Origin of the sequence: Burkholderia sp. B21-005 (assembly GCF_020843965.1) — a bacterium.
Taxonomy (GTDB): domain Bacteria; phylum Pseudomonadota; class Gammaproteobacteria; order Burkholderiales; family Burkholderiaceae; genus Burkholderia; species Burkholderia ambifaria.
Genome location: NZ_CP086301.1, coordinates 2,835,423 through 2,858,800 on the forward strand (window position 1 = coordinate 2,835,423; position 23,378 = coordinate 2,858,800).

A 23,378-nucleotide genomic window follows, 5' to 3' on the forward strand; every position below is an offset into this window, starting at 1 on the left:
CGGCACTTCACGCTGGGCACGCATGGGTGACGGCAGGACGCGGCGCAACACGCCGCCGCAACGACAGCAGCACGACGAACCGGACGGGTCGCCCGCCGATGGGCAGTTCGACCTGTTCGGCGCGCCGCCCGACGACGCACGCGCAGCGGCTGCGCCCTCGGACGACGACAACCCTGCCGGCGCCGGCGATCGCGTGACGCCGGGCGCGCACAATGCTGCGCAACCGGCAACGTCGCCTGCGCGCGCGGGCCGTGCGTCGCCCCGCCCTTCCTCCGACCAGGAGCCGGAACCCTCCCCCGCCTCAGGCCTGCTGTGGGACGAACCGTTGCCGCCTGCCACGCCGCCGAAGAAGGGCCGGCGCCAGCGCGGCGTGCCGCCCGCACCGGTTTCCGCGGAAGTTGCCGACGTGGCGGCCGCCTTGCCGCCGAATGTGCGGCTCGGCACATCGTCGTGGTATTTCCCCGGCTGGGACGGCATCGTCTACGACGGCGATTTCGCGCAGACGAAACTGTCGCGCGAGGGGCTCGAGGCGTACGGCGCGCATCCGCTGCTGAAGAGTGTGAGCCTCGACCGGTCGTTCTACGGCCCGCTGTCGGTGGCCGACTACCTGCGCTACGCACAACAGGTGCCGGACGACTTCCGCTTCGTCGTGAAGGCGCCGGCGTCCGTTACCGACGCGGTCGTGCGCGGCCGGCGCGGCGAGCCGTCGGGCCCGAACCCGACCTTTCTCGACGCGCAGCTCGCCACCCGGGAATTCGTGCAGCCGTGCATCGAAGGACTCGGCAAGAAGGCCGGCGTGCTGGTGTTCCAGTTTTCGCCGATGCCCGATCAACTGCTCGTCGAACCGGCCGCGCTGATCGACCGGCTGTCGGCGTTCTTCGCGGCGCTGCCGTCGCTGCCGCCAGACGCCGACGGCACGCGCTACGCGATCGAGATTCGTGACGCGTGCCTGCTCACGCCGCGCTTCATCCGCGCGCTCGCGGCGCTCGGCGTGCGCTACTGCGTCGGCCTGCATGCGCGGATGCCCGACCCGCTACGCCAGGCGGCCGCGCTCGCGCTGCTCGACGGCGACGCGCCGGGCCCGCTGATCGTGCGCTGGAGCCTGCATGGCGGATTCAAGTACGAACAGGCCAAGGCGAAGTACGAGCCGTTCGACAAGCTCGTCGACGAGGATCCGGCCACGCGCGCGGCGCTCGCCGAATTGGCCGCGCGCTACGCGCTGGCCGGACAGCCGGTGATCATCACGATCAACAACAAGGCGGAAGGCTCCGCGCCGCTGTCGTGCCTCGCGCTCGCGCGCGAGATCGCCGCCGCGTGCGCGCAATGGCGCAGCGAGGCGGCGTAGGGCCCGGCGGCGCCCGTCTAGCGGCGCCGCCTGCGGGCTTGTCGCCCGATTACGCGCCGCGCAGCGACTTCAGCCGGTGCGAGAACTTCTGGCGGAATTTCGCGAGCTTCGGCCCGATCACGACCGAGCAGTAGCCCTGCCCCGGATTGCGCGCGTAATAGTTCTGGTGATACTCCTCGGCCGGCCAGTAGTTGTCGTTGAGCGGCACGACCTGCGTGACGATCGGCTGCCCGAACACCTGCTCGCGCTCCAGTTCGCGGATCACGTCCAGCGCGACGTCGCGCTGCTCATCCGAATGCGTGAACACGACCGAACGGTACTGCGTGCCGACGTCGTTGCCCTGCCGGTTCAGCTGGGTCGGATCGTGCGTCGCGAAGAAGATCTCGAGGATCTCGCGATAACCGATGCGCGCCGGATCGAACGTCACGTTCACGACCTCCGCATGACCGGTGTCGCCGTCGCACACGTCGCGATAGCCGGGATTGCGCATATGGCCGCCCGCATAGCCCGACTGGACGGCCGTCACGCCGTCGACATCGAGAAACACGGCCTCCGTGCACCAGAAGCACCCGCCGCCCACGGTCGCGGTTTCAAGCATCTCGTTCACCATGAAATCATCACCTCGTTGATGACGGCGACCGGCACGCAAGCGCGCGCCGGCGCCGCCGGTCCGTATCGCCGCTGCCCGGTTGCCCGGCGCGAAGCGGCACGCGTTCAAGTATCTCACTCGCGCGCGAATCAGGCAGAAACGCGTGCGTGCCGCGCACCACCCGCGGGGCGTTTCTCGACTACACTTAGGCACGCTTGCCCGCGACGGCACACCGTCCGGCTGCACGCAGCGTCCGATGCATGCCCGCCCCGATGCCAACATCATCCGCCGGAACATCGCTATGCACGCCCCGACAGAAATCGTCCGGATTGCAGCTCCGCCCGCCGGTGCCCCGCGCGCTGGCACTTCCATCGCACCATTGCGCCACCATGCATCCGTTGCGCCCGTTGCGCCGCATGCGCGGCGATCCAGCGCACCGCGTTTCCCCGCTGTCCCGATCTGATGCACCGCACCGCGCGTCCTGCCACGCGTGCGGCCGCCGGTGCATGCGCATCACGCAACTGTTCGACCCGCACGTCCGCAACGAACGGCCGTGCGCCCGTGATCCGATACAACCGAGAGAGGCATTACGATGAGCATGCGGCCTGACCCGACATTTCACGCTTCGCCGGAACTCGCGATGCAGGCGCCGGCGGAAGAGTTCGCCTATACATTGTTGCTGAGCCCCGATTTTTCCAGACCCGACGCGCTCGCCGTGATCGACGTGAAGCCCGGTTCCTCGACCTACGGCAAGATCGTGCACACGGTGACGATGCCGAACACCGGCGACGAGTTTCACCACTTCGGCTGGAATGCGTGTTCGTCGTCGCTGTCGCCGCTGACCGGCCACGCGTTTCTCGAGCGCCGCTTCCTGATCATCCCCGGCCTGCGCTCGTCGCGGATCTACGTGATCGACACGAAGCCGCACCCGACGCAGGCGCGCATCCACAAGATCATCGAACCCGACGAGATCTTCGCGAAGACCGGCTATTCGCGGCCGCATACGGTCCACTGCGGCCCCGAGGGCATCTACGTGAGCACGCTCGGCGGCGCGGGCAAGGACGGCACCGACGGCGCGCCCGGCATCTTCATCATGGACTGCGAGACCTTCGACGTGCTCGGCCGCTGGGAAATCGACCGCGGCCCGCAGGACAAGCATTACGACTTCTGGTGGAACCTGCCGCGCGACTACATGGTGTCGAGCGAATGGGCGCTGCCGCCGCAGTTCGAGAACGGCATCGTGCCGGAAGACCTGCTCGCGAACCGTTACGGCCACCGGCTGCATTTCTGGGACCTGCGCGCGCGGCGCAATGTGCAGACGATCGATCTCGGCGCGCAGCACCAGATGGCGCTCGAGGTGCGGCCCGCGCACGATCCGGTGCGCGAATACGGGTTCGTCGGCGTCGTGGTCGATACGACCAACCTGGAAGGGTCGATCTGGACCTGGTGGCGCGAGGACGGCCAGTTCCATGTGAAGAAGACCGCGACGATTCCGCCCGAGCCGGCCGCGGCCGACGAGTTGCCGCCGCTGCTGCAAGGGTTCGGCGCGGTGCCGCCGCTCGTGACCGACATCGACCTGTCGCTCGACGACCGCTTCCTGTACGTGTCGTGCTGGGGCACGGGCGAAATGCGCCAGTACGACGTGTCGGATCCGCATCACCCGGTGCTCGCGGGGTCGGTGCGCATCGGCGGCATCGTGCGCCGCGCGCCGCACACGAACGGCCGCGCGTTCGCGGGCGGCCCGCAGATGGTCGAGATCAGCCGTGACGGCCGGCGCGTGTACTGGACCAACTCGCTCTACTCGACGTGGGACGACCAGTTCTATCCGGACGGCGTGCCGGCCGCGCAGGTGCTCGCGCATGTGGGGCCGGAGGGCGGCCTGACGCTCGCCGACGACTACTGGGTCGAGTTCCCCGACGGCTATCGCGCGCACCAGATCCGGCTCGAGGGCGGCGACTGCTCGACGGACTCATTCTGCTATCCGTCGGTCAAGCGTTGAGCACCGGCCTCTCCGCGCCGCTCGCGCTGTGGGCGGCCGTGCTCGCGAGCGGCGTCTATCACGGACTCAACCCGGCGATGGGCTGGCCGCTCGCGGTATCGAACGCGCTGATGACGCGCCGCGGCGGCGCGCTGGTCGCGGCGCTCGGCTATCTCGCGCTCGGCCATGCGCTCGCTGTCTTCATGGTGATGCTGCCGTTCGGGCTGCTCGCCGCGTTGCTCGCGTGGCAGTCGGCGATCCGGATCGGCGCGAGCGCGCTCGTGATCGGCTTCGGCGCGGTGCTGCTGATCCGGCGTCGCCACCCGCGCGCGCTTGCGCGGATTGCGCCCGCGCGGCTCGGGCTGTGGTCGTTCGCGGTCGCGCTCGCGCACGGCGCGGGACTGATGCTGGTGCCGATCTATCTCGGGCTCTGCGGGCTCGACCGGGATGCCGGCCATCGCGCGGCGGCCGCGCTCGTCGACGCGCATCTCGGGATGGCCCTCGTCGTCGCGGCCGTGCACGCAGCCGCGATGATCGGCGCGGGCGGCGTGCTCGCGTGGCTCGTGTACCGCTATCTCGGGCTGAAGTTCGTCGCGCGCAGCTGGTTCAACCTCGACGCGGTGTGGGCGTCGAGCCTGATCCTGACGGGCGCGCTGTCGCTCGGGCTGGCGGCGGCGCGCTAGCATCTGGCGCACAGCGCGGCCGCGGATGGCGCGCGGCAAAACGCGACAGAACGGCCGTTCCGCCTCGATCGCGGCGCCGCGCGACAGTGTTCGCTACCTCACGCTCACTCCGCAATGCGCCGTCCGCACGGGCCCGGCGGTCGCGATTCCGCTAAAATCCGACCATGCGCACCCCTTCCCAACCGATCGCCCCGGCCTTGTCGCCTTTCGTCCGCCGCGCCCGTTGCATCCGCCGCGCGCCGCGCCCGTCCGTTTCGTTCCGGATGGCCGCCCGATGAACCATGCCAACCCGCCGGATTTCGATTCGGCCGCATTCCGCCAGGCGCTCGGCCAGTTCGCGACGGGCGTCACCGTCATCACGACGCAGGCGCCGTCCGGGCAGTTGATCGGCATCACCGCGAGCTCGTTCAACTCGGTGTCGCTCAATCCGCCGCTCGTGCTGTGGAGCCTCGCGCACAAATCGGCGTCGACGCCGGTGTTCCGCAGCAACAGCCATTACGTGGTGAATGTGCTCGCGGCATCGCAGATCGACTTGTGCAAGCGCTTCTCGACCTACAAGGGCGACCGCTTCGAAGGCATCGCGCACGTGGCCGGCAACTCGGGCATGCCGGTGCTCGACGGTGCGCTCGCGTGGTTCGAATGCCACAACCGCAGCCGCTACGACGAAGGCGATCACGTGATCTTCGTCGGCGAAGTGGAACGCTGCGGCGTGCGCGCGGTATCGGATACCACGCCGCCGCTCGTGTTCCACGGCGGCGGCTTCCACGGCCTCACACCGCTTTGATCGCCCCGGTGCGCGCCAATCCGACCGGCGCGCCCGCTTCGTCCTTCAGCGTCTGCAGCACGATGTTCGAACGGATGTCCATCACACCCGGCGCCTTGTAGAGCCGGTTCAGCACGAAATCCGAATAGTGCTTGAGGTTGTGCGCGAGCACGCGCAGCAGATAGTGGCTCTCGCCCGTCACGACGAACGCGCCGACCACCTCCGGCCATTCGCGCAGCGCTTCCGCGAAGCGCTCGTGCCATTGATTCTCTTCGTTGCGCATCGACACCTGCACGAACGCCTCGAGCTCGAAGCCGAGCTTCTCGCGGCTCAGGCACGCGCGATAGTGTTCGATGACGCCCTGCTCCTCGAGCAGACGCATCCGGCGCAGACAGGCCGACGGCGAAAGCGAGATGCGTTCGGCCAGGTCGAGATTGCTGATTCTGCCTTCCTCCTGCAGTACCGCCAGAATCCTGCAGTCGGTGGCATCGAGCGTGATCGCATGCATTTTTGGTCCCCCTTTTCCCTCTCATTCGAATTATCTGCCAATTCGGCGGATTGTCCATGTTTATTTCGCAAGCACTTTCTGCGAGCGTCCACCTATCATTCGAAGGATCGATTCACCGATTCGTCATGCCATGGACACACTCTGGGACATCTCGCCGCCCGTCAGCCCCGCCACCCCCGTGTGGCCGGGCGATACGCCCGTTTCCGTCGAACGCGTGTGGCGGATGGAGGCCGGCTCGCCGGTCAACGTCGCGCGCCTGACGCTGTCGCCGCATACGGGCGCCCACTGCGACGCGCCGCTCCACTATGACGCCGACGGCGCGCCGATCGGCGCGGTGCCGCTCGATACCTATCTCGGCCCGTGCCGCGTGATCCACTGCATCGGCGCAGCGCCGGTCGTGCGCCCGGCCGACATCGAGGCCGCGCTCGACGGCGTGCCGCCGCGCGTGCTGCTGCGCACCTATGCGCGCGCCAGCGTCGAGCAATGGGACAGCGGCTTCTGCGCGGTCGCGCCCGAGACCGTCGACCTGCTCGCCGCGCGCGGCGTGAAGCTGATCGGCATCGACACGCCTTCGCTCGACCCGCAGGAATCCAAGACCATGGATGCGCATCATCGCGTGCGCGCACACCGGATGGCGATCCTCGAAGGGATCGTGCTCGACGACGTGCCGCCCGGCGACTACGAGCTGATCGCGCTGCCGCTGAAGTTCGCGACGCTCGACGCAAGCCCCGTGCGTGCGGTGCTGCGCGCGCTGCCCGGCCACGCCTCCTGATTACCCGACCCACTGACCCGACATCATGATCAAGACCCGTGAAGACGCGCTCATCCTCGACCGCGACGACCCGCTCGCCGCGCTGCGCGACCAGTTCGCGCTGCCCGACGGCGTGATCTATCTCGACGGCAACTCGCTCGGCGCACAGCCGCGCGCGTCGGCCGCCCGCGCACAACAGGTGATCGGCGCCGAATGGGGCGAAGGCCTGATCCGCAGCTGGAACACCGCCGGCTGGTTCGCGCTGCCGCGCCGCCTCGGCGACAAGCTCGCGACGCTGATCGGCGGCGCGCCGGGCGAGACCGTCGTGACCGACACCATCTCGATCAACCTGTTCAAGCTGCTGTCGGCGATGCTGCGGCACCAGGCCGAGCGCGCGCCGGAGCGCCGCGTGATCGTGTCGGAGCGCTCGAACTTCCCGACCGACCTGTACATCGCACAAGGGCTGATCGAGCAGCTCGGCGGCGGCTACGAGCTGCGCCTGATCGACGATCCGGCCGACCTGCCCGACGCGCTCGGCGCGGACACGGCCGTCGCGATGATCACGCACGTGAACTACCGCACCGGCTACATGCACGACATGCCGGCCGTCACGCAGCTCGTGCACGACGCGGGCGCGCTGATGCTGTGGGATCTCGCGCACTCGGCCGGCGCGGTGCCGGTCGACCTGAACGGCGCGCACGCGGACGGCGCGGTCGGTTGCACGTACAAGTACCTGAACGGCGGCCCCGGTTCGCCGGCGTTCGTGTGGGTGCCGCAGCGCCATCACGCGCATTTCTCGCAGCCGCTGTCGGGCTGGTGGGGCCATCGCGCACCGTTCGCGATGCAGCCGGGCTTCGCGCCCGATCCGGGCATCGCGCGCTTCCTGTGCGGCACGCAGCCGATCGTGTCGATGTCGATGGTCGAATGCGGGCTCGACGTGTTCCTGCAGACCGACATGCAGACGATCCGCCGCAAGTCGCTCGCGCTCACCGATGCGTTCATCGCACTCGTCGAAGCACGCTGCGCGGGCCTGTCGCTGAAACTCGTCACGCCGCGCGCGCATCACCAGCGCGGCTCGCAGGCGAGCTTCGAGCATCCGCACGGCTACGAGGTGATGCAGGCGCTGATCGCGCGCGGCGTGATCGGCGACTACCGCGAGCCGTACGTGCTGCGCTTCGGCTTCACGCCGCTCTATACGCGCTTCGTCGACGTGTGGGATGCCGTCGAGACGCTGCGCGACATCCTGGCCACCGATGCGTGGAAGGCACCCGAGTTCGCCGAGCGCGGCGCGGTGACCTGATCGGCGTCGATCGGCGCGCGCAGGCCGCGCGCCGCGCCCCCCGTCATTCAAATCTGGAGAGAGTCGTGAATTCTGGTCATATGCAGCCACCCGGCGACAATGCGCCGGCGGGCTGCCCGTTCTCGAGCGCACGCGCGGCCCAACCCGCTCATGAAGCGCCGCACGTGCCCGGCGATGCGGCAGGCGAAGCCGGCTGGCACGACGCGCAGCTCGATTTCTCGAAGTCGATGAGCTACGGCGACTATCTGTCGCTGAATTCGATCCTCGACGCGCAGCATCCGCTGTCCCCCGATCACAACGAGATGCTGTTCATCATCCAGCATCAGACGAGCGAGCTGTGGATGAAGCTCGCGCTGTTCGAGCTGCGCGGCGCGCTCGACGCGGTGCGTGGCGACGCGCTGCCGCCCGCGTTCAAGATGCTCGCGCGCGTGTCGCGGATCCTCGAGCAGCTCGTGCAGGCGTGGAACGTGCTGTCGACGATGACGCCGTCCGAGTATTCGGCGATGCGGCCGTATCTCGGCCAGTCGTCGGGCTTCCAGTCGTACCAGTACCGGCAGCTCGAATTCTTGCTCGGCAACAAGAACGTGCAGATGCTGCAGCCGCATGCGCACCGGCCCGACATCCTCGAGCAGGTGCGCGCGACGCTCGAGGCGCCGTCGTTCTACGACGAGGTCGTGCGCCTGCTCGCGCGGCGCGGTTTCCCGATCGCGCCCGAGCGGCTCGAGCGCGACTGGACGCAGCCGATGCGTCACGACGAAACGGTCGAGGCCGCGTGGCTCGAGGTCTACCGTCACCCGCAGCAGCACTGGGAGCTGTACGAGATGGCCGAGGAACTCGTCGATCTCGAGGATGCGTTCCGCCAATGGCGCTTCCGTCACGTGACGACCGTCGAGCGCATCATCGGCTTCAAGCAGGGCACGGGCGGCACGAGCGGCGCGCCGTATCTGCGCAAGATGCTCGACGTCGTGCTGTTCCCCGAGCTCTGGCACGTGCGCACCACGCTGTAACGCACGGCATGCGCCCGCGCGTCACGACGACGTGCGGGCCAGCTCCTCCCCTTCGCGCGGCAACGCCCGTTCGCGCGCGAACCGCGGAATGTGCCGCCGCATCGCGAGCAGTGCGACGCACACCACGCCCATCGCGGCGGCCAGCATCGCCAGGTACGTCGTCGCGCCGCCCGCGGTGATCACGATCGCGCCCGCGAACGCGCTGAGGATCGCGCCGAGCCGGCCGAATGCGAGCGCGCTCGCGGTGCCGGTCGCACGCACCGCCGTCGGATAGATGTACGCGCAGAGCGCATACATCGTCGACTGCACCGCGTTGACGAACAAACCGTGCAGGCCGAGCCCGACGATCAGCCAGCCCGTGTGGCGTCCCGCATCGATACCCATCAGCCATATCGCGCTCGCCACGCCGCCGATGCTGCACAGCGCGAGCGGCCAGCGTGAACCGGCATGCGTGATCGCCCATGCGCACAGCAGCGCACCGATCACGCCGCCGAGGTTGTAGGCGGTCAACCCCGAGCCCGCGACCGACACGCTCAGCCCGCTCGCGGCCAGCATCGTCGGCAGCCAGCTGAATGCCGCATACACGGCGAGCAGGCACATGAAAAACGCGCACCACAGCGCGATCGTGTCGCGCGCCTGGTGGCCGGCGAACAAGGCGCCGAACCCGCCGCGCGCGCCGGGTGCGCGCGCATCGCGCAGATCGGTGAACACGGTGCCCGGCGCGATCGGCCGCTGCATGCGCGCGAGCAGCGCGCCGAGTTCCGGCCAGCGCGCGGGGCGGCGCGCCAGATAGCGTGGCGATTCGGGCAGCGCGCGCACCAGCACGAAACCGAGCACGAGCGGCAGCGCGCCGCCGGCGAAGAACAGCCCGCGCCAGCCATAGCGCGGGAGCACCTCGTGCGCGAACAGTCCGGCCAGCATGCCGCCGAGCGGTACGCAGACGATCGTCGCCGTCACCATCATCGTGCGGCGCCGCGCGGGCGTGTATTCGGCCGTCATCGTCGTGGCGGTCGGCAGCGCGCCGCCGATCCCGAGCCCCGCGCAGAAGCGCAGCATCGCGATCGCCGCGACATCCGGTGCGAAGCCGATCGCGCAGGTCGCGACGCCGAACAGGAACACGCTGCCGATCACGGCCTGGCGGCGGCCGAAACGATCCGCGACGATCCCCGCGCACGCGCTGCCGATGCCCATGCCGATCAGCCCGGCGGCCACCGCCGGCGCGAATGCGCCGCGCGTGATTCCCCATTCGCGGATCAGCACCGGAATCGCGAAGCCGATCAACTGGCCGTCGAAGCCGTCGAGCACGATCGCGAGCGCGGCGAGCAGCACCACGCAACGCTGCATCGTCGTGAACGGCCCGTCGTCGAGCGTCGCGCCGATATCGACCGCCGGCGGCTGCACTCCGTCGCGCGTGCTCATGCGGCCTCCCGGCTGCCGCGCATCGGCGGCAAGGTGCGCGAACGGCGCGCGGCAACACAACGGTATTCGATGAGTTTCATGGCGTCTCCTGTTGCCCGGGCTGACGCTGGCGCGTGCCCGGATCTCGTGCTGCGCGGCCGGCCGACGTCAATGCATCGGCGCCGGCCCCGGCATCCTGTCCAACCCGTCCCGATCCGGCGGCATCGCCTCACGCGGCGCGCCCGTATCGTCGTGCGGCGCAAGCCGGCCGCCGGCCTGATGCTCAGTCGAGCTGCGCGTCGATCAGCCGGACCAGCGCGAGCAGCGTCTCGACGTGCGGCACCGCGACGCCCGTCTCGCGCGCGGCCGCGACGACCTGACCGTTGATCGCGCCGATCTCGGTGCGGCGGCCCGCGAGCACGTCCTGCAGCATCGACGGCCGGTGGCCGCGATGCTCGCGGATCGCGTGCTCGACATTGCGCGCGATTCGCTCGCCGTCCACGGCGACGCCTTTGGCGCGCGCGACGGCAGCCGTCTCCGCCGCGATCGCGAGCGCGAGCCGCGGCCCTTCGGGATCGCGGCCGAGCTGGTCGACCGTGCAGCCCGTCGCCGCGCACAGCGTGTTGAGCGCCGCATTGAACGCGACCTTCTCCCAGATCGCGGCCCAGACGTCCGCATCGAGCGAACACGCGAGCCCGGCGCGCGACAGCGCGTCGGCCACGGCCGCCGCGAACGGGCGCGACGCGCCGTCCGCCGTCATCATGCGGATCGTGCCGGCACCGTGCGAGCGCACGTGCCCGGCGCCCGCGAAGTCGGCCGGCCACGTCGTGACGCCGACCAGAATGCGCTCGAGCGGCACGAACGTATTCAGCGTCTCGACGTTGCCAAGGCCGTTCTGCAGCGTCAGCACGGATGTCCGCGGCGTCAGCAATGCGTGCACGCCTTCGAGCGCCGCGCAGGTGTGCAGCGATTTCGTGAACACGATCAGCAAGTCGAACGGTGCATCGGGCGCGTCGCCTGCCGCCGCATTCGCGGCTTCCGGCCGCACGGCCCGCAGCGTGCGGATGCGGCGTTCGCCGCGATCGTCGTCGATGCGCAGCCCGTCGCGACGGATCGCATCGAGATGCGCGTCGTTCACGTCGATCAGCGTCACGGCTTCGCCGTGCTCGGCCAGCCGCGCGCCGAACAGCGAGCCCATCGCGCCGGCACCCAGAATCGCAATCCTCATCGTCGGTCGCCTCTCAGAACGGATAGTGGCGCGGCGTGGTCTGCACGGTGATCCAGCGCAGGTCCGTGAACGCGGCGATCCCGGCCTTGCCGCCGAAATGCCCGAAGCCGCTGTCCTTCACGCCGCCGAACGGCATCTGCGCCTCGTCGTGCACGGTCGGACCGTTCACGTGGCAGATGCCCGATTCGATGCGCGCCGCGACGCGCATCGCGCGCGCGACGTCGCGGCTGAACACGGCCGACGACAGCCCGAACGCGTTGTCGTTCGCGCAGTCGATCGCGGCCGCCTCGCCGTCGACCCGCACGATGCCCTTCACCGGCCCGAACGACTCCTCCGCGTAGATCCGCATCGCGGGCGTCACGTGATCGAGCAGCGTCGCCGGGAACAGCGTGGTGTCGGACTTGCCGCCGCACAGCAGCGTCGCGCCGTGCGCGAGCGCATCGTCGATCAGCGTGTTGCAGCGCTCGACGGCCTTCATGTCGATCAGCGAGCCGAGCACGACGGGCCCGTGGCGCGGGTCGCCCAGCGGCAGCGACGCGGCCCGGGCGGCGAGCTTCGCGACGAACGCGTCGGCGATCGATGCGTCGACGATGATCCGCTCGGTCGACATGCAGATCTGCCCGGAATTCGCGAACGCGCCGAACGCGGCCGCCGCAACCGCCGCGTCGAGATCCGCATCGTCGAGCACGACGAACGGCGCCTTGCCGCCGAGTTCGAGCACCGACGGTTTCAGATGACGCGCGCACGCTTCGGCGATGATCCGCCCGACGCGCGTCGATCCGGTGAAATTCACGCGGCGCACGGCCGGATGCGCGATCAGTGCGTCGACGACGGCGCCCGCGTCCTCGGGCGCGTTCGTCACGAAGTTGACGACGCCCGGCGGCAACCCGGCCTCCTGCACCGCCTCGACGACCAGCCCGTGCGTGACCGGGCACAGTTCGGAGCCCTTGAGCACGATCGTGTTGCCGCACGCGAGCGGCAGCGCGAGCGCGCGCGTCGCAAGGATCACCGGCGCGTTCCACGGCGCGATGCCGAGCACGACGCCGGCCGGCTGCCGCACGCCCATCGCGAGCGAACCGGGCACGTCGGACGGGATCAGCTCGCCGCCGACCTGCGTGGTCAGCGACGCGGCCTCGACGAGCCCGCTCGCGGCAAGGTGCACGTTGAAGCCGGCCCACAGCGCCGACGCGCCGGTTTCGGCCGCCATCGCGGCGACGAACTGCTCGTGCTTCGCTTCGAGCGCGGCGGCCGCCTTCAGCAGCAGCGCGCGGCGCGCGCCGGGGCCGAGCGCCGCCCATTCGGGAAACGCGCGCGCGGCCGCGTCGGCCGCCGCGCGCGCATCGTCGACCGTGCACGCCGGCGCGGCCGACGCGACTTCGCCGTCGAGCGGATTGCGGCGCACGAAGGTCGCGCCGCTGGACGAATGACGGCGTTGGCCGCCGATCAGCATCGATACGGTTTGCATGAATTCTCCGGAACGACGCGCGCTGCGCGTCAGGCAACCTCGACGTCGACGACGACGGGCGTATCGGCCCGCAGCGCATCCGTCAGCGTGTCGCACAGGCGTGCGGCATCGGTGACGCGGATGCCGCGGCATCCCATCCCTTGCGCGAGCGCGACGAAATCCAGATCGGGCAGATCGGTGCCCTGCACCGGATCGTCGGGACCGAAACCGAACACGGGCGCGAAGTCCTGCAGCGCCGCGTAGCGGCGATTGTTCAGGATCACGAACGTGATCGGCAACTTCTGCTGCGCGGCGCTCCACAACGCCTGGACCGAATAGAGGCTCGACCCGTCGCCGATCAGCCCGATCACGCGCCGCCCCGGCTGCGCGAGCGCGACGCCGACCGCGGCCGGCATCCCGTAGCCGAGGCCGCCGCTGTCCATCGTGTAGAACGTGCCGCTGCGCGTGAACGGCAGGTGCGTCTGCATCACCGGCCGCGCGCTCGGCGCTTCCTCGACGACGATGTCGTGCGCGTCGCGCAGGTCGGCGAGCGTCTGCAGCGCGAACGCCACCGACATCCGCTCGCCGGCGGCCGGTGCTTCGGCGCGCGGGCGCGGCGGCCGCGGCGCGGGCATCGGCCGCTCGGGCGGCGCCGGCCGGGCCAGCAGGTCGCGCGCCGCGAGTCGCAGGTTGCCGACGACCGCGTCGCCCGACGGCGTCCATGCGGCGATGCCCGGATCGTCGACGAGCTGCACGAGCGTGGCGCCCGGCGGCACATGCGGGCCGAAGCCTTCGACGTGATAGGTGAACGCGGGCGCACCGAAGGCGAACACGAGGTCGTGCCCGTCGAGCCGCGCGACGATCTTCTCGCGGATCGCGGGCAGGAAGCCGGCGAACAGCGGATGGTCCTCGGGAAAGCTGCAGCGCCCCGACATCGGCGCGGCGTACACGCTTGCGCGGTGCCGCTCGGCAAGCCGCACCACGTCGTCCCACGCACCGGCCCGATCGACGGCCGCGCCGACCACCAGCGCGGGACGCCGCGCGGCATCGAGCGCGTCGCCGAGCCGGGCGAGCGCGTCGGGATCGGGCCGCACGACGCTGCTCACGTCGCGGCGCGGCAGCAGCTCGGCCGGCTGGTCCCAGTCGTCCACCGGGATCGACACGAACACCGGCCCGCGCGGCTCCTGCATCGCGATCCGGTAGGCGCGCGCGATCGCGGCCGGCACGTCCTGCGCACGCGCGGGCTCGATGCTCCACTTCACGTACGGCTTCGGCATCTCGGCGGCCTGCGTCGCGCCGAGGAACGGATCGAACGGCAGGATCGCGCGTGCCTGCTGGCCGGCGGTGACGATCAGCGGCGTGCGGTTCCTGAACGCGGTGAACAGGTTGCCCATCGCGTTGCCGACGCCGGCCGCCGAATGCAGATTGACCACCGCCGCATTGCCGGTGGCCTGCGCATGACCGTCCGCCATCCCGACCACGACGGCCTCCTGCAGGCCGAGCACGTAGCGGAAATCGGCGGGGAAATCGCGGAACATCGGCAGCTCGGTCGAGCCGGGGTTGCCGAACACGCGATCGATGCCGAACTGGCGAAACAGGTCAATGACCGCGTCGCGGACGGTGATCGGGGCGGCGGATTGGGACGGGGTGCCGGACATGCTCGGGCGTCTCCTCGATGGCTTGGCGGTTTCCACAGTATCGAAGCGCGAGTCATTCTCGGATACTGTATTTTCTGCGAAAAGCCATTACGATTCGGCATGACTTTCGATCTCCGGCAATTGCGTGCATTCACGACCATCGTCACCTGCGGCAGCCTGGGCCGCGCGGCCGACGCGCTGCACGTGACCCAGCCGGCGCTCAGCCGGATCCTGAAGCGGCTCGAGGATCAGGTCGGCGCGCCGCTGTTCGAGCGTCACTCGAAAGGCGTGCAGCTGACCGCGTTCGGCGAGGCACTGCTGCCGCACGCAACGCTGCTGCAGCACGAGGCCGAGCACGCGCGCGAGGAGCTCGATGCGATGCGCGGCTTCGCGAAGGGCACGATCAAGGTCGGCACGGTGGGCAGCATCGCGAGCCTCGTGCTGCCGGTCGCGGTCGGCCGCGTGCTCGACCGCTGGCCGAACCTGCGCGTCGAGATTCTCGAAGGCGTGTGGGACCGACTCGCGGATGGGCTGAACAAGCACGAGATCGATCTCGCGCTGTCCGCGCACGGCCCTGACACCGACGAGATCGTCGCGATTCCGGAGTGCCGCTGGGAGGATCGCAGCCATATCGTTGCGGCGCCGCACCATCCGCTACGCGCGCTCGGACGCGCGCCGACGCTCGCCGACACGCTTCACGCGCGCTGGGCGATTCCGCCGCGCGGCACCCCGCCGTTCGACCACATGCGCGCGACCTTCGACGCGCACGGGCTCGCGCTGCCCGACATCGCGGTCGAGACGCGCTCGGTCACGACGCTGAAGAGTCTCGTCGCGCACGCGGGCTTCCTGAGCTGGATGGCCGAACCGATGTACGGCGCCGAACAGCGCGCCGGCACGATCGATACGCTGCCGGTGCGCGAAGTGGTCGCGGTGCGCACGCTCACCGCGTTCCGCCGCCGCCACGGGATCCTGCCGGGGCCGGCCGGCAAGCTGCTCGACGAACTCGTCGCGCTCACCCGCAATGCACGCGACGCACGCTGACGCCCGCCCTCCCGCCCCGCAGCGCACCATCGAAATGCCGTGTCGTCGCCTTGACTTTCGTTCGCCCGAATACGATCATTCGCTCACATAATGAGCAAATGATCGTATTCGACGGCGCGGATCGCGGGTGCTGCCGCCAGGCCGGCCGGGATCCGATCGCGACAGGAGACACCGGATGACCGAATCGCCCTCCGCCCGCACGCCCGTGCTGCTGCACATCGGCGCAGGCTCGTTCCACCGCGCGCACCAGGCGTGGTATCTGCATCGCGTGAATGCGGCCGTGCCGGCCGGCGAGCGCTGGTCGCTGACCGTCGGCAACATCCGCGACGACATGCGCGCGACGATGGACGCGCTCGCCGCGCAGCACGGCGCGTACACGCTCGAAACCGTCACGCCGCAAGGCGAGCGCGCATACGAGACGATCCGCGCGATCTCGCGCGTGCTGCCGTGGTCGATCGACCTCGCCGCGCTGATCGACGCCGGCGCCGACCCGGCGTGCCGCATCGTGTCGTTCACCGTCACCGAAGGCGGCTACTACCTCGACGAACACAACCGGCTCGATATCGCGAACGCCGATCTCGCGGCCGACCTGCAGGGCGCACGCACGACGTTGTACGGCGCGCTCGCGGCGCTGCTCGCCGAACGCGTGGCGCGCGGCGCGGGCCCGCTCACGCTGCAGAGCTGCGACAACCTGCGCAACAACGGCGCGCGCTTTCGCGCGGGCATGCGCGAATTCCTCGAACGGCGCGGCGAGGCCGGCCTGCTCGCGTGGTTCGATGCGAACGTCGCGACGCCGAGCGCGATGGTCGACCGCATCACGCCGCGCCCGACCGACGACGTGCGCGAACGCGTGCGCGCGGCCACCGGCGTCGACGACGCGTGCCCGGTGATGGGCGAATCGTTCATCCAGTGGGTGATCGAGGACCGCTTCGCGGCCGGCCGGCCGCGCTGGGAGCTGGCCGGCGCGGAACTGGTCGACGACGTGCACCCGTACGAGGAAGCAAAGATCCGCATCCTCAATGCGACGCACAGCTGCATCGCCTGGGCCGGCACGCTCGCGGGCCATACGTACATCCACGAGGGCACGCACGACGCGGCGATCCGCCGCTTCGCGCACGACTACGTGACGCAGGACGTGATCCCGTGCCTCAGCCCGAGCCCGCTCGACCTCGAACGCTATCGCGACGTCGTGCTCGAACGCTTCGGCAACCCGTACGTGCTCGACACGAACCAGCGCGTCGCGGCCGACGGCTTCTCGAAGATTCCCGGCTTCATCGCGCCGACCCTCGTCGAATCGTTCGCGCGCGGCGCGGCGCCGGTCGCCACCGCGGTGTTGCCGGCGCTGTTCCTGCGCTTTCTCGAACGCTGGGCGCGCGGGCTGCTGCCGTATGAATACCAGGACGGCGTGATGGATGACGGCACCGCGCGGGCGATCGTGGAAGCCGACGACCCGGTCGTCGCGCTGTGCGCGAGCCGCGCGCTGTGGGGCTCGCTCGCCGGCAACGCCGCGCTGTTCGACGCGCTGCGCGCCGGGCTCGCACGTGTCGACGCCTGGCTCGCGCAGCGCTGATTCACGGCCCCTTGGCCCTCGCCCGGCGGCCGGCGCGCCAAGCAGCCGCGCATCCGGGCGAACCTGCGTTGGCATGCGCGGGTGCGTACGGCTAAAGTAGCGGCTCCTCACTGATGGAACGGATCGCTCATGTATCTCGGCATCGACCTCGGCACCTCGGAAGTGAAGGTGCTGCTGCTGGCCCCGGACGGCACCGTGGTCGGCACCGCGGGCACGCCGTTCGGCGTGTCGCGGCCGCACCCGCGCTGGGCTGAACAGCATCCGGACGACTGGTGGCAAGGCACGCTCGCCGCGCTCGCGGCGCTGCGCGAACGGCACCCCCAGGCGTTCGCGCAGGTGCGCGGGATCGGCCTGTCGGGCCAGATGCACGGCGCCGTGCTGCTCGGCCGCGACGATCGCGTGCTGCGCCCCGCGATCCTGTGGAACGACATGCGCAGCGCCGACGAATGCGCGCTGCTCACCGAACGCGCGCCCGATCTGCACGCGCTGGCCGGCAACCTCGCGATGCCCGGCTTCACCGCGCCGAAACTGCTGTGGGTCGCGAAGCACGAGCCCGACGTGTTCGCCGCGACCGCGTGCGTGTTGATGCCGAAGGACTACCTGCGCTTCCGGCTCACCGGCGCGAAGGTGTCCGACCCGTCCGACGCGGCCGGCACGCTGTGGCTCGACGTCGCGCGCCGCGACTGGTCCGACGCGCTGCTCGCCGCGTGCGACATGACGCGCGAGCAGATGCCGCGCATCGTCGAAGGCAACGCGCCGTCCGGCACGCTGCGCGCGGATGTCGCGCGCGAACTCGGGCTGTCGGAGGCTGTCGTGGTGGCGGGCGGCGGCGGCGACAACGCGACGAGCGCGCTCGGCATCGGCGCGATCCACGCGGGCGACGGCTTCGTGTCGCTCGGCACGTCGGGCGTGCTGAGCGTGGTCGGCGACCGCTTCATGCCGAATCCCGCCTCGGCCGTGCATGCGTTCTGTCACGCGATTCCCGATCGCTGGCAGCTGATGAGCGTCGTGCTGTCGGCCGCGAGCTGCCTGCGCTGGGTCTGCAAGCTGACGGGTACCGACGAGCCGGCGCTGCTCGCCGAAATCGAGGCGCTCGACGCGGACGCGCTCGCCACGGCGCCGCTGTTCCTGCCCTACCTGTCCGGCGAACGCACGCCGCACAACGATCCGTATGCGCAGGGCGTGTTCTTCGGGATGACGCACGCGACCGAACGCGCGCATCTCGGCTACGCGGTGCTCGAAGGCGTGACGCTCGGCCTCGCGGACGGCCTCGACGCGCTGCACACGGCCGGCGTCGAAACCGACCGGCTGTCGCTGATCGGGGGCGGCGCGCGCAGCGCGTACTGGGCGCAGCTGATCGCCGATGCGCTGAACGTGCACACGCGCCAGCACGGCGGCGGCGAAACCGGTGCGGCGCTCGGTGCGGCGCGCCTGGGCTGGCTCGCCGTCGGAGGCGATCCGCAGGTGGTGCTGACCAAGCCGCCGGTGCGCGCCGAATACACGCCCGACGCCGCGCGCCATGCGCTGCTGCGCGAGCGCCTCGACGCATTCCGCGCACTGTATCGCCACGTGCGCCCGCTTTACGAACCGTCGCGCGCGCGGCTCGCGTAAGCGCCGCCGCGGCGACGCGCAGCGGCCGTCGGCCGCGCGCCCGGCATGCGTTACAGTGGATGCCGTCGGCGCCCCCTGACGGCTGGCCCGCGGGGGCGCCCCCCCGATCCAAACCGAACCGCTATCGTGTCCAAGTCCTCAGAAAAACTCGATCTCGCCACGCGCGCCGCGTGGCTCTACTACGTCGCGGGCGACACGCAGAATGAAATCGCCGAGAAGCTGCAGGTGTCGCGCCCGGTCGCGCAGCGCCTCGTCGCGTTCGCGGTCGAGAAGAACCTGATCCGCGTGCGCGTCGATCACCAGCTCGCCGACTGTCTCGATCTCGGCGCGCAACTGTCGAAACGCTACGGGCTCGCGATGTGCGAAGTCGTGCCGGTCGATGCCGACGCGCCCGAAGCAATCGACCGCAAGCTCGCCGTCGCCGGCGCGCAGGTGATGGAGCGCTACCTGAACGAAACGCGGCCGATGGTGATCGCGATCAGCAGCGGCCGCACGCTGAAGGCGGCGGTCGCGCAGATCGCGCAGATCGAGCGGCCGCAGCACCGACTCGTGTCGATGGTCGGCGCGATCGCGGCCGATGGCTCGTCGAACCGCTACGACGTCGCGCAGTACATCTCCGAGAAGACCGGCAGCAAGCACTTCCTGCTGCCCGCGCCGCTGTTCGCCGACAGCGACGCCGAGCGCGCGCAATGGTGCAATCACCGTCTGTACCGGATCGTCGATGCGCTGTCGGCGCAGGCCGACGTCGCGTTCGTCGGGATCGGCAACATCGGCCCGCACTGCCCGCTCTACGAGGACGGCTTCATCACCGAACAGGAACGCGACGAGATGACCGCGCTCGGCGCGGTCGCCGAGCTGCTCGGCGTGCCGATCGATGCGCGGGGCAGGCTGGTCGACGTGTCGACGAGCGCGCGCGTGACGAGCGTCGCGCTCGACGCGCCGCCGAAACGTCCGACGATCGCGTTCGCGGGCGGCCCGAAAAAGCGCGACGCGGTAATCGCCGCGCTGCGCGGCGGCTGGCTGTCGGGGCTCGTCACCGACGAGACCTGCGCGCGTGCGGCACTCGAGGCGAAGGCGGCCTGACACCGCCGTCGACCACCCCGGCTCAGGCCGCGCGCGGCGCCGGGAACGCATGCCGGCGCGCACGCCACGCGACGGCCCACGCGGCCGCCAGCAGCGCGACGAGCACCCACGGAATCGCGCCGGCGCCCGTTGCGCCGAGCAGCATCCCGCCCGCGATGCCGCCGCCCGCGATCGCGAGATTCCACACCGTCACGAGCATCGACTGCGCGACATCGGCCGACTCCCCGGCCGCGTTCGCGGTGGCCGTCTGGAACAGCGTCGGCGCACCGCCGAACGCGAGCCCCCACAGCACCACGCCCGCATAGACGATCGTCATCCCGGAGCCGGCGCCGAGTATCGCCGCCGCGAGCGCGAACAACGCGATGCTCGCAAGCGTCAGGCGCCGCTGCGCCGCACCGATCCAGGCGCCCGTCAGCGCGATGCCGACCAGCGACGCGATGCCGAACACGAGCAACACCACATCGACCTGCGCGCCCATCCGCATGCCCGCGAGGAACGGCGCGACGTACGTGTACAGCATGTTGTGCGCGAGCACGTACGCGAACATCACCGTCAGCACCGGCCGCACGCCAGGCAGCGCCATCACGCCGAACACCGGTTCGCGCGCGCCGGCAGGCTGCCCCGGATAATCGGGCACGCGCAGGCGGATCAAGCCGATCAGTGCCAGCGCCGCGAGCGTGATGCCCGCGAACGCGACGCGCCACCCGAACGCTGCGCCGAGCGAAGTGCCGGCCGGAATACCGATCGACATCGCGACCGGCGCGCCGAGCATCGCGACCGCGATCGCGCGGCCGCGCAGCGACACATCGACCATCCGGCTCGCGTAACCGGCTAGCAGCGCCCACAGCAGCCCGGCCGCCATCCCGGCGACGAAACGCGCGACGAGCGTGAGCGCGTAGTACGGCGACACGGCCGTCACCGCGTTCGACACGACGAAGCCGGCCAGCGCCGCGAGCAGCAGGCCGCGCCGGCGCATCGCGCGTGTCGCGGCGACGAGCGGAATCGCCGCGACGATCGAGCCGAGCGCATACACGGTCACGAGCTGGCCGATCAGCGCCTCGGTCACATGCAGGTCGACGCTCATCAGCGGCAGCAAGCCGGCCGGCAATGCTTCGGTGAGGATCGTGATGAAGCCGGCCGTCGCGAGCGCCAGCAGGTTCGCGACCGGCAGGCGTTCGGCCGCCTGCGCCGGCCGGCCGGCAACACGGCCGTCCATCGACGGGCAATCGCTCATGATGCGCTCCCGGCTTCGACGCGACGAGCGATGACAGGCAGGGATGACATGGCGTGACCTCGAACAGTGAAGGAACGCCCATCGTAGGGAGCCGGCGCAAGAAGAAAAACCGGGTTAGAGTTCCGGACACTCCGGACATCGATGTCCGCAATCGGGAACCTGCATGGAAAATCTTGGCGGCTTCGTCGTGTTCGTCCAGGTCGCGGAAACGCGCAGTTTCGTCGCGGCCGGCCGCGCGCTCGGGCTGTCGGCGTCCGCGATCGGCAAGCGCATCGCGCGGCTCGAGGCCCGGCTGAACGTGCGGCTGTTTCACCGCAGCACGCGCAGCATCACGCTGACCGCGGAAGGCACGCGTTTCCTAGAGCGATGCCGGCGCGTGATCGCCGAGATCGACGCGGCCGAGCAGGAACTGACGCACAGCGCCGAAGCGCCGCGCGGGCGCCTGCGCGTGAGCCTGCCGACGATCGGCACGCTGCTGCTGCCGCTGCTCGCCGATTTCATGGCAGCGTATCCGGAGATCGAACTCGACATCGATTTCAGTGACCGCCTGGTCGACGTCGTCGAAGAAGGCTTCGACGCGGTGCTGCGCACCGGCCAGCCGACGGATTCGCGGCTGTCGTCGCGGCTGCTCGGCCATTTTGGCCAGCACCTCGTCGCGTCGCCCGACTATCTCGAACGGCACGGCACGCCGCGCACACCGACCGATCTCGCACGGCACCGCTGCCTGCACTACCGCTTCCCGAGCAGCGGCAAGCTCGAGATCTGGCCACTGCGCGCGTCGCGCTCGGGCACACCACCGGCGGTGCCGGTCTCGATGGTCAGTAACAGCGCGGAGACGCGTCTGTGCTTCGCGCGGCGCGGGCTCGGCATCGCGTGCCTGCCCGAATTCTTCGTGCGCGACGCGCTCGACGACGGCACGCTGCGTGCGGTACTCGCCGAACACATCGTGAGCCGCACGCCGTTCTACGTGCTGTGGCCATCAGGCCGCCATCCGACGCCGAAGCTGCGTGCATTCGTCGACCACATGGCCGAGCACTTGCGCCTGTAACCGGCGCAAGCCGTTACGCCGCCTTCGCGTGCGCGCTCAGCCGCCGGAACGCCTGACCCTGCTCGTCGAACAGGTGGCAATGCTCGGCCTGCGCGTGCACGTGCAGCGCTGCGCCGGTGCGGTACGTGTCGAGCGGCGGAATCCGCGCGATCAACCCGTCCGGCGCGACCGCCGACTCCGCGTACAGATACGCGGCATCGCCGAGCGATTCGACGGCCATCGTCCGCGCGGCGACACCGGTGCCCGCCGCGCCCACCAGCAGATGCTCGGGCCGCACGCCGACAGTCACGGCCGCGCCGGGCTGCAGCCCCGCCGCATCGACCGCCACACGCTGCGTCTCGCCGCTGTCGAAGCGCACCAGCACGCCGGTCGCATCGGCCGACTCGGCCGTGCCCTTCAGGAAGTTCATCTTCGGCGAGCCGATGAAGCCCGCGACGAACTGGTTCGCCGGCGCGTGATACAGCGTGTTCGGCGTGCCGACCTGCTGCACCGCGCCGCCCGACAGCACGACGATCTTGTCGGCGAGCGTCATCGCCTCGACCTGGTCGTGCGTCACGTAGATCATCGTCGTCTTCAGCTCGTCGTGCAGCCGCGCGAATTCCAGCCGCATCTTCACGCGCAGCGCCGCATCGAGGTTCGACAGCGGCTCGTCGAACAGGAACACCTTCGGCTTGCGCGTGATCGCGCGGCCGATCGCGACGCGCTGCCGCTGGCCGCCCGACAGCTGCTTCGGCTTGCGCTCGAGCAGGTGATCGATGTGCAGGATCTTCGCAGCCTGCTTCACCGCCTGGTCGATCTCGGGCTTCTTCGCGCCAGCGAGCTTCAGGCCGAACGCCATGTTGTCGTACAGCGTCATGTGCGGATACAGCGCATACGACTGGAACACCATCGCGATGCCGCGCTTCGCGCTCGGCACGTCGTTGACCTTCGCGCCGTCGATCAGCAGCTCGCCGCTCGAGATGTCCTCGAGCCCGGCGATCATCCGCATCAGCGTGGATTTGCCGCAGCCGCTCGGGCCGACGAACACGACGAATTCGCCGTCGGCGATGTCGAGGTTCACGTTGCGCAGCACTTCGGTGTCGTCGTAGCGCTTCGCGATGTTGCGCAGGAGCACGCTTGCCATGGTCTGTCTCCGTTCGTTCGTGATGCGCCGCGTTCGA

The 23,378-nt window shown here is 70.2% G+C and carries 20 protein-coding genes; 12 read left to right on the forward strand and 8 right to left on the reverse strand.

The annotated features are described in order from the left end of the window. Positions 1 to 22: 22 nt before the first annotated feature. Positions 23 to 1,345: a DUF72 domain-containing protein gene (locus LMA02_RS13230; protein ID WP_228905432.1), complete on the forward strand. Its 1,323-nt coding sequence runs from the start codon at positions 23 to 25 to the stop codon at positions 1,343 to 1,345. A gap of 49 nt (positions 1,346 to 1,394) precedes the next feature. Here LMA02_RS13230 and msrA read toward each other — a convergent pair whose 3' ends face one another. After that, positions 1,395 to 1,955: a peptide-methionine (S)-S-oxide reductase MsrA gene (msrA, locus tag LMA02_RS13235; RefSeq protein ID WP_228905448.1), complete on the reverse strand. Its 561-nt coding sequence runs from the start codon at positions 1,953 to 1,955 to the stop codon at positions 1,395 to 1,397. Positions 1,956 to 2,526: 571 nt separating this feature from the next. Between msrA and LMA02_RS13240 the strand changes: the two genes are divergently transcribed. From LMA02_RS13240 to LMA02_RS13250, 3 genes are all read left to right on the forward strand, one after another. Then, on the forward strand, positions 2,527 to 3,933 hold the full coding sequence (locus tag LMA02_RS13240) for a selenium-binding protein SBP56-related protein (protein WP_012364564.1): 1,407 nt from the start codon (positions 2,527 to 2,529) through the stop codon (positions 3,931 to 3,933). Further along, a complete protein-coding gene (locus tag LMA02_RS13245) occupies positions 3,930 to 4,595 on the forward strand; it encodes a hypothetical protein (protein ID WP_228905449.1) in 666 nt (221 codons plus the stop codon). Before LMA02_RS13240 ends, LMA02_RS13245 begins: the two co-directional genes overlap by 4 nt. A gap of 274 nt (positions 4,596 to 4,869) precedes the next feature. Beyond that, positions 4,870 to 5,379 (forward strand): flavin reductase family protein, encoded by a 510-nt coding sequence (locus LMA02_RS13250; RefSeq protein ID WP_228905450.1) that lies wholly within the window; start codon positions 4,870 to 4,872, stop codon positions 5,377 to 5,379. On the opposite strand, the gene LMA02_RS13255 is transcribed toward LMA02_RS13250, so the two are convergent. Beyond that, positions 5,366 to 5,866 carry an Lrp/AsnC family transcriptional regulator gene (locus tag LMA02_RS13255; protein ID WP_006477992.1) on the reverse strand — a complete coding sequence of 167 codons (501 nt, stop codon included), beginning with the start codon at positions 5,864 to 5,866 and terminating at the stop codon, positions 5,366 to 5,368. The two genes, LMA02_RS13250 and LMA02_RS13255, sit on opposite strands and share 14 nt — an antisense overlap. A 130-nt stretch (positions 5,867 to 5,996) precedes the next feature. On the opposite strand from LMA02_RS13255, the gene kynB reads away from it, so the two are divergent. The 3 genes from kynB to kynA all read left to right on the forward strand — a co-directional run bounded on the left by kynB (position 5,997) and on the right by kynA (position 8,924). After that, entirely contained in the window at positions 5,997 to 6,638 is a 642-nt protein-coding gene (gene kynB, locus LMA02_RS13260; RefSeq protein WP_228905452.1) for an arylformamidase, read from the forward strand. Between the two features lie 25 nt (positions 6,639 to 6,663). Then, entirely contained in the window at positions 6,664 to 7,917 is a 1,254-nt protein-coding gene (gene kynU / locus LMA02_RS13265; protein ID WP_416378649.1) for a kynureninase, read from the forward strand. An 80-nt stretch (positions 7,918 to 7,997) separates the two neighbouring features. Beyond that, positions 7,998 to 8,924, forward strand: a complete 927-nt coding sequence (kynA, locus tag LMA02_RS13270; protein ID WP_228907640.1) for a tryptophan 2,3-dioxygenase — start codon at positions 7,998 to 8,000, stop codon at positions 8,922 to 8,924. A 21-nt stretch (positions 8,925 to 8,945) separates the two neighbouring features. On the opposite strand, the gene LMA02_RS13275 is transcribed toward kynA, so the two are convergent. The 4 genes from LMA02_RS13275 to mdlC all read right to left on the reverse strand — a co-directional run bounded on the left by LMA02_RS13275 (position 8,946) and on the right by mdlC (position 14,652). After that, a complete protein-coding gene (locus LMA02_RS13275) occupies positions 8,946 to 10,343 on the reverse strand; it encodes an MFS transporter (RefSeq protein ID WP_228905454.1) in 1,398 nt (465 codons plus the stop codon). Between the two features lie 262 nt (positions 10,344 to 10,605). Next, complete coding sequence (locus LMA02_RS13280) at positions 10,606 to 11,550, reverse strand: ketopantoate reductase family protein (RefSeq protein WP_228905457.1); 945 nt, start codon at positions 11,548 to 11,550, stop codon at positions 10,606 to 10,608. Between the two features lie 13 nt (positions 11,551 to 11,563). Next, positions 11,564 to 13,015 (reverse strand): aldehyde dehydrogenase, encoded by a 1,452-nt coding sequence (locus LMA02_RS13285; RefSeq protein WP_228905460.1) that lies wholly within the window; start codon positions 13,013 to 13,015, stop codon positions 11,564 to 11,566. 29 nt (positions 13,016 to 13,044) lie between these two features. Next, entirely contained in the window at positions 13,045 to 14,652 is a 1,608-nt protein-coding gene (mdlC, locus tag LMA02_RS13290) for a benzoylformate decarboxylase (RefSeq protein ID WP_228905469.1), read from the reverse strand. A 99-nt stretch (positions 14,653 to 14,751) separates the two neighbouring features. Here mdlC and LMA02_RS13295 point away from each other — a divergent pair, with 99 nt between their 5' ends. The 4 genes from LMA02_RS13295 to LMA02_RS13310 all read left to right on the forward strand — a co-directional run bounded on the left by LMA02_RS13295 (position 14,752) and on the right by LMA02_RS13310 (position 19,936). Then, positions 14,752 to 15,672: a LysR family transcriptional regulator gene (locus tag LMA02_RS13295; RefSeq protein WP_228905475.1), complete on the forward strand. Its 921-nt coding sequence runs from the start codon at positions 14,752 to 14,754 to the stop codon at positions 15,670 to 15,672. Positions 15,673 to 15,847: 175 nt separating this feature from the next. Next, positions 15,848 to 17,242 carry a D-arabinitol 4-dehydrogenase gene (gene dalD, locus LMA02_RS13300; protein WP_228905477.1) on the forward strand — a complete coding sequence of 465 codons (1,395 nt, stop codon included), beginning with the start codon at positions 15,848 to 15,850 and terminating at the stop codon, positions 17,240 to 17,242. Positions 17,243 to 17,371: 129 nt separating this feature from the next. Next, positions 17,372 to 18,853 carry a xylulokinase gene (gene xylB / locus LMA02_RS13305; protein WP_228905480.1) on the forward strand — a complete coding sequence of 494 codons (1,482 nt, stop codon included), beginning with the start codon at positions 17,372 to 17,374 and terminating at the stop codon, positions 18,851 to 18,853. Positions 18,854 to 18,979: 126 nt separating this feature from the next. Continuing rightward, on the forward strand, positions 18,980 to 19,936 hold the full coding sequence (locus tag LMA02_RS13310; RefSeq protein WP_228905482.1) for a sugar-binding transcriptional regulator: 957 nt from the start codon (positions 18,980 to 18,982) through the stop codon (positions 19,934 to 19,936). 22 nt (positions 19,937 to 19,958) lie between these two features. On the opposite strand, the gene LMA02_RS13315 is transcribed toward LMA02_RS13310, so the two are convergent. Then, complete coding sequence (locus tag LMA02_RS13315; RefSeq protein WP_228905484.1) at positions 19,959 to 21,170, reverse strand: MFS transporter; 1,212 nt, start codon at positions 21,168 to 21,170, stop codon at positions 19,959 to 19,961. Between the two features lie 163 nt (positions 21,171 to 21,333). Here LMA02_RS13315 and LMA02_RS13320 point away from each other — a divergent pair, with 163 nt between their 5' ends. After that, a complete protein-coding gene (locus LMA02_RS13320) occupies positions 21,334 to 22,218 on the forward strand; it encodes a LysR family transcriptional regulator (protein WP_011657782.1) in 885 nt (294 codons plus the stop codon). Positions 22,219 to 22,231: 13 nt separating this feature from the next. Here the strand turns inward: LMA02_RS13320 and LMA02_RS13325 are convergent, their stop codons facing one another. After that, positions 22,232 to 23,341 carry an ABC transporter ATP-binding protein gene (locus tag LMA02_RS13325; RefSeq protein WP_175660332.1) on the reverse strand — a complete coding sequence of 370 codons (1,110 nt, stop codon included), beginning with the start codon at positions 23,339 to 23,341 and terminating at the stop codon, positions 22,232 to 22,234. Between the last annotated feature and the right edge of the window lie 37 nt (positions 23,342 to 23,378).

Excerpts from the sequence above, each read along its gene's own strand:
- xylB (WP_228905480.1), top strand. The coding sequence starts at position 17,372 with ATGTATCTCGGCATCGACCTCGGCACCTCGGAAGTGAAGGTGCTGCTG.
- LMA02_RS13325 (WP_175660332.1), bottom strand. The coding sequence starts at position 23,341 with ATGGCAAGCGTGCTCCTGCGCAACATCGCGAAGCGCTACGACGACACC.
- LMA02_RS13250 (WP_228905450.1), top strand. The coding sequence starts at position 4,870 with ATGAACCATGCCAACCCGCCGGATTTCGATTCGGCCGCATTCCGCCAG.
- LMA02_RS13315 (WP_228905484.1), bottom strand. The coding sequence starts at position 21,170 with ATGAGCGATTGCCCGTCGATGGACGGCCGTGTTGCCGGCCGGCCGGCG.
- LMA02_RS13280 (WP_228905457.1), bottom strand. The coding sequence starts at position 11,550 with ATGAGGATTGCGATTCTGGGTGCCGGCGCGATGGGCTCGCTGTTCGGC.
- mdlC (WP_228905469.1), bottom strand. The coding sequence starts at position 14,652 with ATGTCCGGCACCCCGTCCCAATCCGCCGCCCCGATCACCGTCCGCGAC.
- LMA02_RS13230 (WP_228905432.1), top strand. The coding sequence starts at position 23 with ATGGGTGACGGCAGGACGCGGCGCAACACGCCGCCGCAACGACAGCAG.
- LMA02_RS13240 (WP_012364564.1), top strand. The coding sequence starts at position 2,527 with ATGAGCATGCGGCCTGACCCGACATTTCACGCTTCGCCGGAACTCGCG.
- LMA02_RS13275 (WP_228905454.1), bottom strand. The coding sequence starts at position 10,343 with ATGAGCACGCGCGACGGAGTGCAGCCGCCGGCGGTCGATATCGGCGCG.
- LMA02_RS13255 (WP_006477992.1), bottom strand. The coding sequence starts at position 5,866 with ATGCATGCGATCACGCTCGATGCCACCGACTGCAGGATTCTGGCGGTA.
- dalD (WP_228905477.1), top strand. The coding sequence starts at position 15,848 with ATGACCGAATCGCCCTCCGCCCGCACGCCCGTGCTGCTGCACATCGGC.
- LMA02_RS13320 (WP_011657782.1), top strand. The coding sequence starts at position 21,334 with ATGGAAAATCTTGGCGGCTTCGTCGTGTTCGTCCAGGTCGCGGAAACG.
- msrA (WP_228905448.1), bottom strand. The coding sequence starts at position 1,955 with ATGGTGAACGAGATGCTTGAAACCGCGACCGTGGGCGGCGGGTGCTTC.
- kynU (WP_416378649.1), top strand. The coding sequence starts at position 6,664 with ATGATCAAGACCCGTGAAGACGCGCTCATCCTCGACCGCGACGACCCG.
- kynB (WP_228905452.1), top strand. The coding sequence starts at position 5,997 with ATGGACACACTCTGGGACATCTCGCCGCCCGTCAGCCCCGCCACCCCC.
- LMA02_RS13295 (WP_228905475.1), top strand. The coding sequence starts at position 14,752 with ATGACTTTCGATCTCCGGCAATTGCGTGCATTCACGACCATCGTCACC.
- LMA02_RS13285 (WP_228905460.1), bottom strand. The coding sequence starts at position 13,015 with ATGCAAACCGTATCGATGCTGATCGGCGGCCAACGCCGTCATTCGTCC.
- kynA (WP_228907640.1), top strand. The coding sequence starts at position 7,998 with ATGCAGCCACCCGGCGACAATGCGCCGGCGGGCTGCCCGTTCTCGAGC.